This is a genomic window from Paraburkholderia sp. MM5384-R2 (assembly GCF_014201025.1).
Lineage (GTDB): Bacteria > Pseudomonadota > Gammaproteobacteria > Burkholderiales > Burkholderiaceae > Paraburkholderia > Paraburkholderia tuberum.
This window is the reverse complement of sequence record NZ_JACHDI010000057.1, coordinates 1-14,759: the sequence shown is the minus strand read 5'-3', so window position 1 is coordinate 14,759 and position 14,759 is coordinate 1. Positions and strand designations below refer to the sequence as shown.

Below are 14,759 nucleotides of genomic sequence, written 5' to 3'. Positions count from 1 at the left end.
TCAACCCGATCGCGATGGAAGAAGGTCTGCGCTTTGCAATTCGCGAAGGTGGCCGTACGGTCGGCGCTGGTGTCGTCGCCAAGATCATCGAGTAACGCCAGAGAGTTCTCGATAATCGGTTGTATCGGGGTTGGCGGTGTCGTCAACCCCAAATGGTTTAGGGGTATAGCTCAACTGGCAGAGCGTCGGTCTCCAAAACCGAAGGTTGGGGGTTCGATTCCCTCTGCCCCTGCCAACTATCGCGCCGTAGTGGCGCTTGTTAAGGTGTTATGGCGAATCCTTCCGTCGAAACTGTAAATACATCCGGCGACAAGTTGATGCTGATCGCGGGTGTGTTGCTGGTCTTGGCCGGGTTCGTGGGGTTCTTCTGGCTTAATGGCCAGGAATGGTACATCCGCGGAGCCGCCTTGGCTGTTGGTGCGATCGCGGGTGTCGCAGTCGGTCTTCTCTCGGCGCCTGGCAAGGGTTTCATCGCTTTCGCCAATGACTCATACAAAGAGGTCCGCAAGGTAGTTTGGCCGAGTCGCAAAGAGGCGACCCAAACAACACTCGTGGTCTTCGGCTTCGTAGTCGTGATGGCTATCTTCCTCTGGGTTTGTGATAAATCCATTGAGTGGGCGATTTTCTCGGCGATTCTGGGTTGGAAATGATATGAGTGATACTCCGGCATCCCCGAGCGGCAAACGTTGGTACGTAGTGCACGCATATTCCGGTATGGAGAAGAGCGTGCAACGAGCGCTTCAGGAGCGCATCGAGCGGGCTGGTATGCAGGATCAGTTCGGCCAGATCCTCGTTCCAACGGAAGAGGTTGTTGAGGTAAAGGGCGGTCACAAATCAGTAACCGAACGCCGTTTCTTCCCGGGCTACGTTTTAGTCGAAATGGAAATGACAGACGAAACGTGGCACCTCGTGAAAAATACGGCGAAGGTGACCGGCTTCGTCGGTGGGGCGCGTAATCGGCCGAGCCCGATCTCCCCTCGGGAGGTTGAAAAGATCATGTCGCAGATGCAGGAGGGCGTGGAGAAGCCGCGTCCGAAGACCCTGTTTGAGGTAGGCGAGATGGTGCGCGTGAAAGAAGGCCCGTTCACAGATTTCAACGGCAGCGTCGAAGAAGTGAACTACGAAAAGTCGCGAGTCCGTGTTTCCGTTACAATCTTCGGCCGCGCAACGCCGGTCGAGTTGGAATTCGGCCAAGTCGAAAAGTTGTAGTCTGGATTTTACGGAACGCACCGCTAGGTGCGTTCCGTCTTTCGCGCTTACGGTCCGCGTAATGGCCGTTGAGGAGCGTAACTAGCCAGTTTGTCGGCGAACACGCGCTACTACTCACTGAGCGTCCGCCCGTAAGGCGGCGTTCCACAGAGGTTCTCGAAATGGCAAAGAAAATTATCGGCTTTATCAAGCTGCAGATTCCTGCAGGTAAAGCCAACCCGTCGCCGCCGGTTGGTCCGGCACTGGGTCAGCGCGGCCTGAACATCATGGAGTTCTGCAAGGCGTTCAACGCGCAGACTCAAGCGATGGAGCCGGGTCTGCCGATTCCTGTCGTGATCACGGCATTCGCGGACAAGAGCTTCACGTTCGTTCTGAAGACGCCGCCGGCTACGGTTCTGATCAAGAAGGCAGCGAAGCTCGACAAGGGTTCGAGCAAGCCGCATACCGACAAGGTCGGCAAGATCACCCGCGCCCAAGCTGAAGATATCGCCAAGACCAAGATGCCCGATCTGACGGCTGCTGATCTGGACGCAGCAGTTCGTACGATCGCTGGTAGCGCTCGCTCGATGGGCATCACCGTGGAGGGCGTGTAAATGGCTAAGCTTTCGAAGCGTCTGCAAGCATTTGCAGCCAAAGTGGATCGTCAGAAGCTGTACCCGATCGAAGACGCTCTGTCGCTCGTGAAGGAGTGCGCAAGCGCGAAGTTCGACGAGTCGATCGACGTCGCCGTGCAACTCGGCATTGACGCAAAGAAGTCGGATCAAGTGGTTCGCGGCTCGGTCGTGCTGCCAGCTGGTACCGGTAAGTCGGTCCGCGTCGCTGTGTTCGCGCAGGGCGAAAAGGCTGAGCAGGCTCGTGCCGCTGGTGCTGACGTCGTCGGTATGGAAGACCTGGCCGAACAGGTCAAGGCCGGGAACCTGAACTTCGACATCGTGATCGCTTCGCCGGACACGATGCGTATCGTCGGTACGCTCGGGCAGATTCTCGGCCCGCGTGGCCTGATGCCGAACCCGAAGGTTGGCACGGTCACGCCGGACGTCGCGACCGCGGTCAAGAACGCCAAGGCTGGTCAGGTGCAATTCCGTGTCGACAAGGCCGGCATTATCCACGCAACGATCGGCCGCGCTTCGTTTGAACCGGCAGCACTGCGCAACAACCTGAATGCGCTGATCGAAGCGCTGCAGAAGGCGAAGCCGGCAACGAGCAAGGGCGTGTATCTGCGCAAGGTCGCTCTGTCGAGCACGATGGGTGTTGGTGTTCGTGTCGACCAGACGTCGATCGCTGCCCAGTAATGAATTTCGCCGCTCCAGCGCGAGTTGGGGCGGCTTTTAAGGGCTTTGGGCGGTTGCGAGGTGGCAGTCTGCATCGCGCGACCGGTTGTCAAAGACCGTTGGTGGGCACGCAGCAAATAGGCGGGTCCTTAATGTAAAGCCAACGCAGATGGCGAACCCGAAAAGGTTTTGTAGTGATGAAGCCGTTGGATGTCTGTAGCGATACGGATTTTTGACGGTCGAAATACTCCTGACTGGTCGGACGCCGTTATTGAATGCGGTACACAAGGCGCACGCTGCGTGTATCGAATCTGGAGGTTAACCGTGCCACTCAACAAAGAAAGCAAGCAGGCCGTCGTCGCTGAGGTTGCCGCGCAAGTCGCGAAAGCTCAGACCGTGGTTCTGGCTGAGTATCGTGGAATCGCGGTTGGCGATCTGACCAAGCTGCGCGCGAAAGCGCGTGAGCAACAGGTTTACCTTCGCGTGTTGAAGAACACGCTGGCGCGTCGCGCCGTCGAGGGTACCCCGTTTGCTCCGCTGGCAGAGCAGATGACTGGCCCCCTGATCTACGGCATCTCGGAAGATGCGATTGCTGCTGCTAAGGTCGTCAATGACTTCAGCAAGAGCAATGACAAGTTGGTCATCAAGGCTGGTTCCTACGAAGGCAAGGTGATGGACAAGGCTGGCGTGCAAGCGCTGGCAAACATCCCGAGCCGCGAAGAACTGCTCTCCAAGCTGTTGTACGTTATGCAGGCACCTGTTTCTGGCTTCGCGCGCGCTCTGGCCGCGCTGGCAGAAAAGAAGCAAGGCGAAGAAGCCGCTGCGTAATGCACTTCAGCCGAGCGTGATTGATCGCTGGCTGTATCCGAATTCAATTTAGGAGTATTTCAAATGGCAATCGCAAAAGAAGACATCCTCGAAGCCGTAGGCTCGATGTCGGTTCTGGAACTGAACGAGCTGGTCAAGGCGTTCGAAGAAAAGTTTGGCGTCTCGGCAGCTGCTGTTGCAGTGGCTGGCCCGGCAGGTGCAGCCGGCGGCGCTGCTGTTGCTGAAGAGCAGACCGAATTCACGGTCATCTTGGCTGAAACCGGTGCAAACAAGGTTTCGGTCATTAAGGCTGTTCGCGAACTGACGGGTCTCGGCCTGAAGGAAGCGAAGGATCTGGTCGACGGTGCACCGAAGCCCGTTAAGGAAGCGGTGCCCAAGGCTGCTGCTGAAGAAGCCAAGAAGAAGCTGGAAGAAGCCGGCGCGAAGGTTGAAATCAAGTAAGCATCAACGCGCTGTGCGAAGGCTGGCGGTTTTTCACCGCCGGCCTTTTTGTGCTTTGTGGAGGACGCGTTTTTGCGGGCGTATGCCGGCAGGAATGTGATTCCCAGAAGCCAAAGAAAAACGCCAACGGTAATTTTGACCGGCATTTCTCTTTGTCTTCTGAAGCGACTGCAGAAGGCAAGTTTGGTCGGGTAGCGGGCAACACAGGCATCCGCTGCCGTCAGCCAGCGGTTGGTAGCGGCCAACCACCAAGCTTCTAGGCTCGTTCAAGCCATCGGACGGCCATCGGGTCTCAGTCGGTGAACACTCGGGTTGTCTCATCAAGGTATCCTGCCTCGACAACTATGCCCGCCGTGATTCGGAGATCGTATGCAATATTCCTTCACCGAGAAGAAGCGTATTCGCAAGAGTTTTGCGAAGCGCCCCATCGTTCACCAAGTACCTTTCCTGCTGGCTACCCAGCTTGAATCATTCAGCACGTTTCTGCAAGCAGATACGTCATCTACGCAACGCAAGCCGGAAGGCCTGCAGGCCGCGTTTACTTCCGTTTTTCCGATCGTTTCGCACAACGGCTTCGCGCGTCTTGAGTTCGTCAGCTACATGCTGTCGCCGCCGGCATTCAACATCAAGGAATGCCAGCAGCGCGGTCTGACGTACTGCTCGGCGCTGCGCGCCAAGGTGCGTCTGGTGCTGCTCGACAAAGAATCACCGAGCAAGCCGGTCGTCAAAGAAGTGAAGGAACAGGAAGTGTACATGGGCGAAATCCCGCTCATGACGCCGACCGGTTCGTTCGTCATCAACGGCACGGAACGTGTGATCGTTTCGCAGCTGCACCGTTCGCCGGGTGTTTTCTTCGAACACGACAAGGGCAAGACGCACAGCTCGGGCAAGCTGCTGTTTTCGGCACGTATCATTCCCTACCGTGGCTCGTGGCTCGACTTCGAGTTCGACCCGAAGGACGTGCTGTACTTCCGCGTCGACCGTCGTCGTAAGATGCCGGTTACGATCCTGCTAAAGGCAATCGGCCTGACGCCGGAACAGATCCTCGCAAACTTCTTCGTGTTCGACAATTTCACGCTGATGCCGGAAGGCGCGCAGATGGAATTCGTGCCGGAGCGTTTGCGCGGTGAAGTCGCGCGCTTCGATATCACGGACCGCGATGGCAACGTGATCGTCCAGAAGGACAAGCGGATCAACGCCAAGCACATTCGCGACCTCGATAACGCGAAGACCAAGTTCATCTCGGTGCCGGAAGATTATCTGCTCGGCCGCGTGCTCGCGAAGAACGTGATCGACGGCGATACGGGTGAAGTCATCGCGAACGCCAACGACGAAGTTACCGAATCCGTGCTCGAGAAGCTGCGCGAAGCGAAGATCAAGGACATCCAGACGCTCTACACGAACGATCTGGACCAGGGTCCGTACATCTCGTCGACGCTGCGTATCGACGAAACGGCCGACAAGATGGCCGCACGTATCGCGATCTACCGCATGATGCGTCCGGGCGAACCGCCGACCGAAGAAGCGGTCGAGGCACTGTTCAACCGTCTGTTCTACAGCGAAGAAGCGTACGACCTGTCGAAGGTGGGTCGTATGAAGTTCAACCGGCGCGTCGGCCGTGATGAAATCGTCGGTCCGATGACGCTGCAGGACGACGACATTCTCGCGACGATCAAGATCCTCGTCGAGCTGCGCAACGGCAAGGGCGAAGTGGACGACATCGACCACCTCGGCAACCGTCGTGTGCGTTGCGTCGGCGAACTCGCTGAGAACCAGTTCCGCGCGGGCCTCGTGCGTGTCGAACGTGCCGTGAAGGAACGCCTCGGCCAAGCCGAAAGCGAAAACTTGATGCCGCACGACCTGATCAACTCGAAACCGATCTCGTCGGCGATTCGCGAGTTCTTCGGGTCGTCGCAGCTGTCGCAGTTCATGGACCAGACCAATCCGCTGTCGGAAATCACGCACAAGCGTCGTGTTTCTGCACTAGGCCCGGGCGGTCTGACTCGTGAGCGCGCAGGCTTCGAAGTCCGCGACGTGCACCCAACTCACTACGGCCGTGTGTGCCCGATTGAAACGCCGGAAGGTCCGAACATCGGTCTGATCAACTCGCTCGCTCTGTACGCGCACCTGAACGAATACGGCTTTCTCGAAACGCCGTATCGCAAGGTGGCGGACGGCAAGGTGACCGACCAGATTGACTATCTGTCGGCGATCGAAGAAGGCCGTTACGTGATCGCTCAGGCGAACGCGGCGGTGGCCGACGACCGCACGCTGACCGACGAACTCGTGTCGTCGCGTGAAGCGGGCGAAACGCTGATGGTCACGCCGGACCGCATTCAGTACATGGACGTGGCGCCGTCGCAGATCGTGTCGGTCGCAGCTTCGCTGATCCCGTTCCTCGAGCACGACGACGCGAACCGCGCATTGATGGGCTCGAACATGCAGCGTCAGGCCGTCCCGTGTCTGCGTCCGGAAAAGCCGGTCGTCGGTACGGGCATCGAACGCACCGTGGCGGTCGACTCGGGTACGACGGTTCAGGCACTGCGTGGCGGTGTGGTCGATTACGTCGACGCGGGCCGTATCGTGATTCGCGTGAACGACGACGAAGCGGTCGCGGGTGAAGTCGGCGTCGACATCTACAATCTGATCAAGTACACGCGTTCGAACCAGAACACGAACATCAACCAGCGTCCGATCGTGAAGATGGGCGACAAGGTTGCGCGCGGCGACGTGCTGGCTGACGGCGCATCGACCGATCTGGGCGAGCTCGCGCTCGGCCAGAACATGCTGATCGCGTTCATGCCATGGAACGGCTACAACTTCGAAGACTCCATCCTGATTTCGGAGAAGGTCGTTGCGGACGACCGTTACACGTCGATTCACATCGAAGAACTGAACGTCGTTGCACGCGACACGAAGCTCGGACCGGAAGAAATCACGCGCGACATCTCGAATCTCGCCGAAGTGCAGCTTGGCCGTCTCGACGAGTCGGGCATCGTGTACATCGGCGCGGAAGTCGAGGCGGGCGACGTGCTGGTCGGCAAGGTCACGCCGAAGGGCGAAACCCAGCTGACGCCGGAAGAAAAGCTGCTGCGCGCGATCTTCGGTGAGAAGGCGTCGGACGTGAAGGACACGTCGCTGCGCGTGCCGTCGGGCATGAGCGGCACTGTGATCGACGTGCAGGTATTCACGCGTGAAGGCATCCAGCGCGACAAGCGCGCGCAACAGATCATCGACGATGAACTGAAGCGCTATCGTCTCGACCTGAACGACCAGCTGCGTATCGTGGAAGGCGATGCGTTCCAGCGTCTCGCGCGCATGCTCGAAGGCAAGGTGGTGAACGGCGGTCCGAAGAAGCTCGCGAAGGGCACGAAGATCGACCGCGCTTACCTCGAAGATCTGGACCACTATCACTGGTTCGACATCCGCCTCGCGGATGAAGAAGCAGCGGCCCAGCTCGAAGCGATCAAGAACTCGATCGAAGAGAAGCGTCACCAGTTCGACCTTGCGTTCGAAGAGAAACGCAAGAAGCTCACGCAAGGCGACGAACTGCCGCCGGGCGTGCTGAAGATGGTCAAGGTGTATCTGGCGGTGAAGCGCCGTCTGCAGCCTGGCGACAAGATGGCAGGCCGTCACGGTAACAAGGGTGTCGTGTCGAAGATCGTGCCGATCGAAGACATGCCGTACATGGCCGACGGCCGTCCGGCTGACGTCGTTCTGAACCCGCTCGGCGTGCCGTCGCGGATGAACGTGGGTCAGGTTCTCGAAGTGCATCTGGGTTGGGCCGCGAAGGGTCTCGGCTGGCGTATCGGCGAAATGCTGCAGCGTCAGGCGAAGATCGCTGAACTGCGCGAATTCCTGATAAAGATCTACAACGAATCGGGCCGCGCCGAAGAGCTGGACAGCTTCAGCGACGACGAAATCCTCGAACTGGCGAAGAACCTGCGCGAAGGCGTGCCGTTCGCAACGCCGGTGTTCGACGGTGCGACGGAAGAAGAAATGTCCCGCGCGCTGGATCTGGCGTTCCCGGACGACATCGCGCGGAACCTCGGCATGACGCCGTCGAAGAACCAGGTGCGTCTGTTCGACGGCCGCACGGGCGAGATGTTCGAACGTACGGTGACGGTCGGCTACATGCACTACCTGAAGCTGCACCACCTGGTCGACGACAAGATGCACGCGCGTTCCACGGGCCCGTACTCGCTCGTCACGCAGCAGCCGTTGGGCGGTAAGGCGCAGTTCGGTGGCCAGCGTTTCGGTGAAATGGAAGTGTGGGCGCTCGAAGCGTACGGCGCATCGTACGTGCTGCAGGAAATGCTGACGGTGAAGTCGGACGACGTGACGGGCCGGACCAAGGTGTACGAGAACCTGGTCAAGGGCGATCACGTGATCGATGCCGGCATGCCTGAGTCGTTCAACGTGTTGGTGAAGGAAATCCGGTCGCTGGGTATCGACATCGACCTGGACCGGAACTAATCGGACTACTGGAGAGAAGCGATGAAAGCTTTGCTCGATCTATTCAAGCAAGTCCAACAACCTGAAGTTTTCGACGCGATCAAGATCGGTCTGGCCTCGCCGGACAAGATCCGTTCGTGGTCATTCGGTGAAGTCAAGAAGCCGGAAACCATCAACTACCGCACGTTCAAGCCGGAGCGCGATGGTCTGTTCTGCGCGAAGATTTTCGGTCCGATCAAGGACTACGAATGCCTTTGCGGCAAGTACAAGCGCCTGAAGCACCGCGGCGTGATCTGCGAGAAGTGCGGCGTCGAAGTGACGCTCGCGAAGGTGCGTCGTGAGCGAATGGGCCACATTGAGCTGGCCTCGCCGGTCGCGCACATCTGGTTCCTGAAGTCGCTGCCGTCGCGTCTGGGCATGGTGCTCGACATGACGCTGCGCGACATCGAGCGCGTGCTGTACTTCGAAGCATATGTGGTGATCGATCCGGGCATGACGCCGCTCAAAGCGCGGCAGATCATGACCGAAGAGGATTACTACAACAAGGTCGAGGAATACGGCGACGAATTCCGTGCCGAGATGGGCGCGGAAGGTATTCGCGAACTGCTGCGCGCGATCAACATCGACGAGCAGGTCGAGCTGCTGCGCACGGAGCTCAAGAACACAGGCTCGGAAGCGAAGATCAAGAAGTACGCGAAGCGCCTGAAAGTGCTCGAGGCGTTCCAGCGTTCGGGCATCAAGCCGGACTGGATGGTCCTCGAAGTGCTGCCGGTGCTGCCGCCGGAACTGCGTCCGCTCGTCCCGCTCGACGGCGGCCGTTTCGCGACGTCGGACCTGAACGACCTGTATCGCCGCGTGATCAACCGTAACAACCGGTTGAAGCGTTTGCTCGAGCTGAAGGCGCCTGAAATCATCGTCCGCAACGAAAAGCGGATGCTGCAGGAAGCCGTCGACTCGCTGCTCGACAACGGCCGTCGCGGCAAGGCGATGACCGGTGCGAACAAGCGTCCGCTGAAGTCGCTCGCGGACATGATCAAGGGTAAGGGCGGTCGCTTCCGTCAGAACCTGCTCGGTAAGCGTGTCGACTACTCGGGCCGTTCGGTGATCGTGGTCGGCCCGACGCTGAAGCTGCATCAGTGCGGTCTGCCGAAGCTGATGGCGCTCGAACTGTTCAAGCCGTTCATCTTCAACAAGCTCGAAGTGATGGGTGTCGCTACCACCATCAAGGCTGCGAAGAAGGAGGTCGAGAACCAGACACCGGTGGTGTGGGACATCCTCGAAGAGGTGATCCGCGAACATCCGGTCATGCTGAACCGTGCGCCGACGCTGCACCGTCTCGGCATCCAGGCCTTCGAGCCGGTGCTGATCGAAGGTAAGGCAATCCAGCTGCACCCGCTCGTTTGCGCGGCGTTCAACGCCGACTTCGACGGTGACCAGATGGCCGTTCACGTGCCGCTGTCGCTCGAAGCGCAGATGGAGGCGCGCACGCTGATGCTCGCGTCGAACAACGTACTGTTCCCGGCTAACGGCGATCCGTCGATCGTGCCGTCGCAGGATATCGTGCTCGGCCTGTACTACGCGACACGTGAAGCGGTGAACGCCAAGGGCGAAGGCCTGACGTTCACGGGCGTGTCGGAAGTGCTGCGCGCGTACGAGAACAAGGAAGTCGAACTGGCCTCGCGCGTCAACGTGCGGATCACCGAATTGGTCCACAACGAAGACAAGTCGGAAGGCGCGCCGGCGTTCGTACCGAAGATCACGCTGTATGCGACCACGGTTGGCCGCTCGATCCTGTCGGAAATCCTGCCGCCGGGTCTGCCGTTCTCGGTGCTGAACAAGCCGCTGAAGAAGAAGGAAATCTCGCGTCTGATCAACACCGCGTTCCGCAAGTGCGGTCTGCGTGAGACGGTGATTTTCGCCGACCAACTGATGCAGTCGGGCTTCCGTCTGGCAACGCGCGCTGGTATTTCGATTTGCGTCGACGACATGCTCGTACCGCCGCAGAAGGAAACCATCGTTGGCGACGCCGCGAAGAAGGTGAAGGAATACGACCGTCAGTACATGTCGGGTCTCGTCACTGCGCAGGAGCGCTACAACAACGTGGTCGACATCTGGTCGGCGACGTCGGAAGCGGTCGGCAAGGCAATGATGGAGCAGTTGTCGACGGAACCGGTCACGGACCGCGACGGCAACCAGACGCGTCAGGAGTCGTTCAACTCCATCTACATGATGGCGGACTCAGGCGCTCGTGGTTCCGCGGTTCAGATCCGTCAGCTGGCCGGTATGCGCGGTCTGATGGCGAAGCCGGACGGCTCGATCATCGAGACGCCGATTACGGCGAACTTCCGCGAAGGTCTGAACGTGTTGCAGTACTTCATCTCGACCCACGGTGCACGTAAGGGTCTGGCTGATACGGCACTGAAGACCGCGAACTCGGGTTACCTGACGCGTCGTCTCGTCGACGTGACGCAGGATCTGGTCGTCGTCGAGGAAGATTGCGGCACGTCGAACGGCGTGGCGATGAAGGCGCTCGTGGAAGGCGGTGAAGTGGTCGAAGCGCTGCGTGACCGTATCCTGGGTCGCGTGGCCGTGGCTGACATCGTCAACCCGGAATCGCAGGAAACGCTGTTCGAAGCGGGCACACTGCTCGACGAAGACGCGGTCGAAGACATCGAACGCCTCGGCATCGACGAAGTGCGCGTGCGCACGCCGCTGACCTGCGAAACGCGCTACGGTCTGTGCGCGGCCTGCTACGGTCGCGACCTCGGCCGCGGCTCGCCGGTGAACGTCGGCGAAGCGGTCGGCGTGATCGCGGCGCAGTCGATCGGTGAACCGGGCACGCAGCTCACGATGCGTACGTTCCACATCGGTGGCGCGGCCTCGCGTGCGGCGGTGGCATCGTCGGTCGAAGCGAAGTCGAACGGTACGGTGCGTTTCACGTCGACGATGCGTTACGTCACGAATGCGAAGGGCGAGCAGATCGTCATCTCGCGTTCGGGTGAAGCGATGATCACCGACGATCACGGCCGCGAGCGCGAGCGTCACAAGGTGCCGTACGGCGCCACGCTGCTGCAGCTCGACGGTGCGCAGATCAAGGCTGGCACGCAACTGGCCACGTGGGATCCGATGACGCGTCCGATCATCACCGAGTACGGTGGTACGGTGAAGTTCGAGAACGTCGAGGAAGGCGTGACGGTCGCGAAACAGATCGACGACGTGACGGGTCTGTCCACGCTCGTCGTGATCGACGTGAAGCGTCGTGGTTCGCAGGCGTCGAAGACGGTGCGTCCGCAGGTCAAGCTGCTCGATGCGAACGGCGAGGAAGTGAAGATCCCGAACACCGAGCACTCGGTGCAGATCGGCTTCCAGGTCGGCGCGCTGATCACCGTGAAGGACGGTCAGCAGGTGCAGGTCGGCGAAGTGCTCGCACGTATCCCGACCGAATCGCAGAAGACGCGTGACATTACCGGTGGTCTGCCGCGTGTGGCGGAACTGTTCGAAGCACGTTCGCCGAAGGACGCGGGTATCCTGGCGGAAGTCACGGGTACGACGTCGTTCGGTAAGGACACGAAGGGCAAGCAGCGTCTCGTTATCACGGACCTCGAGGGCAACCAGCACGAGTTCCTGATCGCGAAGGAAAAGCAGGTTCTGGTGCACGATGGTCAGGTCGTCAACAAGGGCGAAATGATCGTCGACGGACCGGCGGATCCGCACGACATCCTGCGTCTGCAGGGCGTCGAGGCGCTGTCGCGCTACATCGTGGACGAAGTGCAGGACGTGTACCGTTTGCAAGGCGTGAAGATCAACGACAAGCACATCGAAGTGATCGTGCGTCAGATGCTGCGCCGCGTGCAGATTTCGGACAACGGCGATACGCGTTTCATCCCGGGCGAACAGGTCGAGCGGTCGGACATGCTCGACGAGAACGACCGTATGATCGCGGAAGACAAGCGTCCGGCAACGTACGAAAACGTGCTGCTCGGTATCACGAAGGCGTCGCTGTCGACCGATTCGTTCATCTCCGCGGCGTCGTTCCAGGAAACGACCCGCGTGCTGACCGAAGCGGCGATCATGGGCAAGCGCGACGACCTGCGTGGCCTGAAGGAAAACGTGATCGTCGGCCGCCTGATTCCGGCCGGTACGGGTCTCGCGTTCCACAAGGCGCGCAAGAGCAAGGAACTGGCCGACCGCGAGCGTTTCGATCAGATCGCAGCGGAAGAGTCGTTCGAATTCGGTACGCCGGAAACGCCGCCTGCCGAACAGCAACACTCGGGCGAGTAACTGCTGGCGGCGCAAGCCGCCTTGCCTTACGAGCCACGAAGGCCGCTCAGTTTCGACTGAGCGGTTTTTTTTTGCTCTTTTTGCGCGTGCATGGGTGCCACGTGCCGGAGCAGTCCTAGGCCCGATGGCTAACGTTGTCGCAAAGCGCGGGCGCGGCACGAATGAGTTGGTAAGATTCGTCTCACCGCCTGCGTGCCGTTCCTTTCGCCGTCTCTCTCAAATACATGTCCCGACCGCTCGAAATCCTCAATGAAGTCTTTGGTTATCCCGAGTTCAGAGGGCAGCAGGGCGAAATTGTCGAGCACGTCGCCGACGGTGGCGATTGCCTTGTGCTGATGCCGACGGGCGGCGGCAAATCGCTGTGCTATCAGATCCCGTCGCTGGTGCGGCGCGAATGCGGCTTTGGCACCGGCATCGTGGTGTCGCCACTGATCGCGCTGATGCAGGATCAGGTGGCCGCGCTGACCGAAGTCGGCGTGCGGGCCGCGTACCTGAACTCAACTTTGTCGAGCGCGGAGGCGGTGGCCACCGAGCGGGCGCTCCGCGACGGCGACATCGATCTGCTCTACGTCGCACCGGAGCGGCTGATGACGCCGCGCTTCCAGGAACTGCTCGAACGCACGCGCATCGGTCTTTTCGCGATCGACGAAGCGCACTGCGTGTCGCAATGGGGACACGATTTTCGGCCCGAATATATCCAGTTGTCGGTGCTGCACGAGCGCTTTCCGAATGTCCCGCGCATCGCGCTGACGGCGACCGCCGACGCGATCACGCGCGACGAAATCATCCACCGTCTCGCGCTCGAAGATGCGCGCGTGTTCGTGTCGAGTTTCGATCGGCCGAACATTCGCTATCGCATCGCCGAAAAAGACAACGCGCGCACGCAACTGCTCGACTTCATCCGCGCCGAGCATACGAAAGCCGACGGTACGACCGACGCGGGCGTCGTTTATTGCCTGTCGCGCCGCAAGGTCGAGGAAACCGCGGAGTGGCTGAAGGAAAAGGGCATGCGCGCGCTGCCGTACCACGCCGGCATGGAATTCGAGGTGCGCCAGAAACATCAGGAGATGTTCCAGCGCGAGGAAGGCATCGTGATGTGCGCGACGATTGCATTCGGCATGGGCATAGACAAACCCGACGTGCGGTTCGTCGCGCATCTGGATTTGCCCAAGAGCGTGGAAGGGTACTACCAGGAGACCGGCCGCGCGGGCCGCGACGGACTGCCGTCGAACGCGTGGATGGCCTACGGGCTCGGCGACGTCGTGCAGCAGCGCAAGATGATCGACGAATCCGAAGCAGACGACGCGCACAAGCGCGTCCAGACCGGCAAGCTAGACGCGCTGCTCGGTTTGTGCGAAACGGCGACTTGCCGGCGGGTGCGCCTGCTCGCGTACTTCGGCGAAACGAGCCAGCCGTGCGGCAACTGCGACAACTGCCTCGAGCCGCCGCCCACCTGGGATGCGACGCGCGAGGCTCAGATGGCGCTGTCGTGCGTGTTTCGCGCGCGGCGTGCGAGCGGCTTTCATTTCGGCGCCGGACACCTGATAGATATTTTGCGCGGCAACCGCAGCGAAAAAATCCTGCAGCGCGGCCACGAGAAGCTGACCACGTTCGGTATCGGCGCGGCGCTCGGTGAGCCGGAGTGGCGTGCGATCTTTCGCCAACTCGTCGCGTTCGGTTACCTGACGGTCGACCACGAGGGCTTCGGTTCGCTCGTGCTGACGGAGGCGAGCAAGCCGGTGCTCAAGGGCGAGCAGAAGGTGACGATGCGTCGCTACGTCAAGCCGACACGCACGCGTCAATCGTCGGGTCGTACGAGCGAGCGCGCCGATCCGACCATTGGCATGGGCCCTCGCGAGCGGGCCCGCTGGGAGCGTCTACGCATGTGGCGCACAGAAACCGCGAAGAGCGACGGAGTGCCGGCTTATGTGATTTTCCATGACGCGACGCTCGCGGAAATCGCCCGTCTCGGCCCCGATTCGATCGAGAGTCTGCGCGGGATTCCGGGCATGGGGGCGCGTAAACTGGACCGTTTCGGCTACGAATTGCTGCACGTCGTAGCGGCAGACTGACGTCGTCTGGCTGTTTAGCGGGATTGACAGGGGCGAAACACCAGGGCTTCCGCATGAAGGCCCCCATGAATCAAGGCTGAGAGCAGAAAAGGTTGTTGTAAACATTGGCTGGCTCAGGTTTACTCTCGATTTTTGCCGGACGAGAGATGCCACCGATCATGGATGCGTTTGCCGAACTGCGGGACCCGCGCTGCCGCGCCTG

The 14,759-nt window shown here is 60.2% G+C and carries 9 protein-coding genes, 1 tRNA gene and 1 pseudogene; all 11 read left to right on the top strand.

Annotated features, from left to right (window positions below):
• A pseudogene (locus HDG37_RS38145) lies at nucleotides 1-95 on the top strand (elongation factor Tu); the annotation flags it as partial.
• Between the two features lie 64 nt (nucleotides 96-159).
• A tRNA-Trp gene (locus HDG37_RS38140) sits at nucleotides 160-235 on the top strand.
• A gap of 34 nt (nucleotides 236-269) precedes the next feature.
• Nucleotides 270-650, top strand: a complete 381-nt coding sequence (secE, locus tag HDG37_RS38135; protein WP_184040841.1) for a preprotein translocase subunit SecE — start codon at nucleotides 270-272, stop codon at nucleotides 648-650.
• A gap of 1 nt (nucleotide 651) precedes the next feature.
• Entirely contained in the window at nucleotides 652-1,209 is a 558-nt protein-coding gene (nusG, locus tag HDG37_RS38130; RefSeq protein WP_075303275.1) for a transcription termination/antitermination protein NusG, read from the top strand.
• 161 nt (nucleotides 1,210-1,370) lie between these two features.
• Nucleotides 1,371-1,802, top strand: coding sequence for a 50S ribosomal protein L11 (gene rplK / locus HDG37_RS38125; protein WP_008922976.1), 432 nt, complete (start codon nucleotides 1,371-1,373; stop codon nucleotides 1,800-1,802).
• Nucleotides 1,803-2,501 (top strand): 50S ribosomal protein L1, encoded by a 699-nt coding sequence (gene rplA / locus HDG37_RS38120; protein ID WP_090802175.1) that lies wholly within the window; start codon nucleotides 1,803-1,805, stop codon nucleotides 2,499-2,501.
• Nucleotides 2,502-2,804: 303 nt separating this feature from the next.
• A complete protein-coding gene (gene rplJ / locus HDG37_RS38115) occupies nucleotides 2,805-3,308 on the top strand; it encodes a 50S ribosomal protein L10 (protein ID WP_184056644.1) in 504 nt (167 codons plus the stop codon).
• A gap of 63 nt (nucleotides 3,309-3,371) precedes the next feature.
• Nucleotides 3,372-3,749, top strand: a complete 378-nt coding sequence (gene rplL / locus HDG37_RS38110; RefSeq protein ID WP_184056641.1) for a 50S ribosomal protein L7/L12 — start codon at nucleotides 3,372-3,374, stop codon at nucleotides 3,747-3,749.
• Nucleotides 3,750-4,118: 369 nt separating this feature from the next.
• Nucleotides 4,119-8,225, top strand: coding sequence for a DNA-directed RNA polymerase subunit beta (rpoB, locus tag HDG37_RS38105; RefSeq protein ID WP_184056638.1), 4,107 nt, complete (start codon nucleotides 4,119-4,121; stop codon nucleotides 8,223-8,225).
• 21 nt (nucleotides 8,226-8,246) lie between these two features.
• Complete coding sequence (rpoC, locus tag HDG37_RS38100; protein WP_184056635.1) at nucleotides 8,247-12,485, top strand: DNA-directed RNA polymerase subunit beta'; 4,239 nt, start codon at nucleotides 8,247-8,249, stop codon at nucleotides 12,483-12,485.
• A gap of 224 nt (nucleotides 12,486-12,709) precedes the next feature.
• On the top strand, nucleotides 12,710-14,557 hold the full coding sequence (recQ, locus tag HDG37_RS38095) for a DNA helicase RecQ (protein WP_184056633.1): 1,848 nt from the start codon (nucleotides 12,710-12,712) through the stop codon (nucleotides 14,555-14,557).
• Nucleotides 14,558-14,759 lie beyond the last annotated feature (202 nt).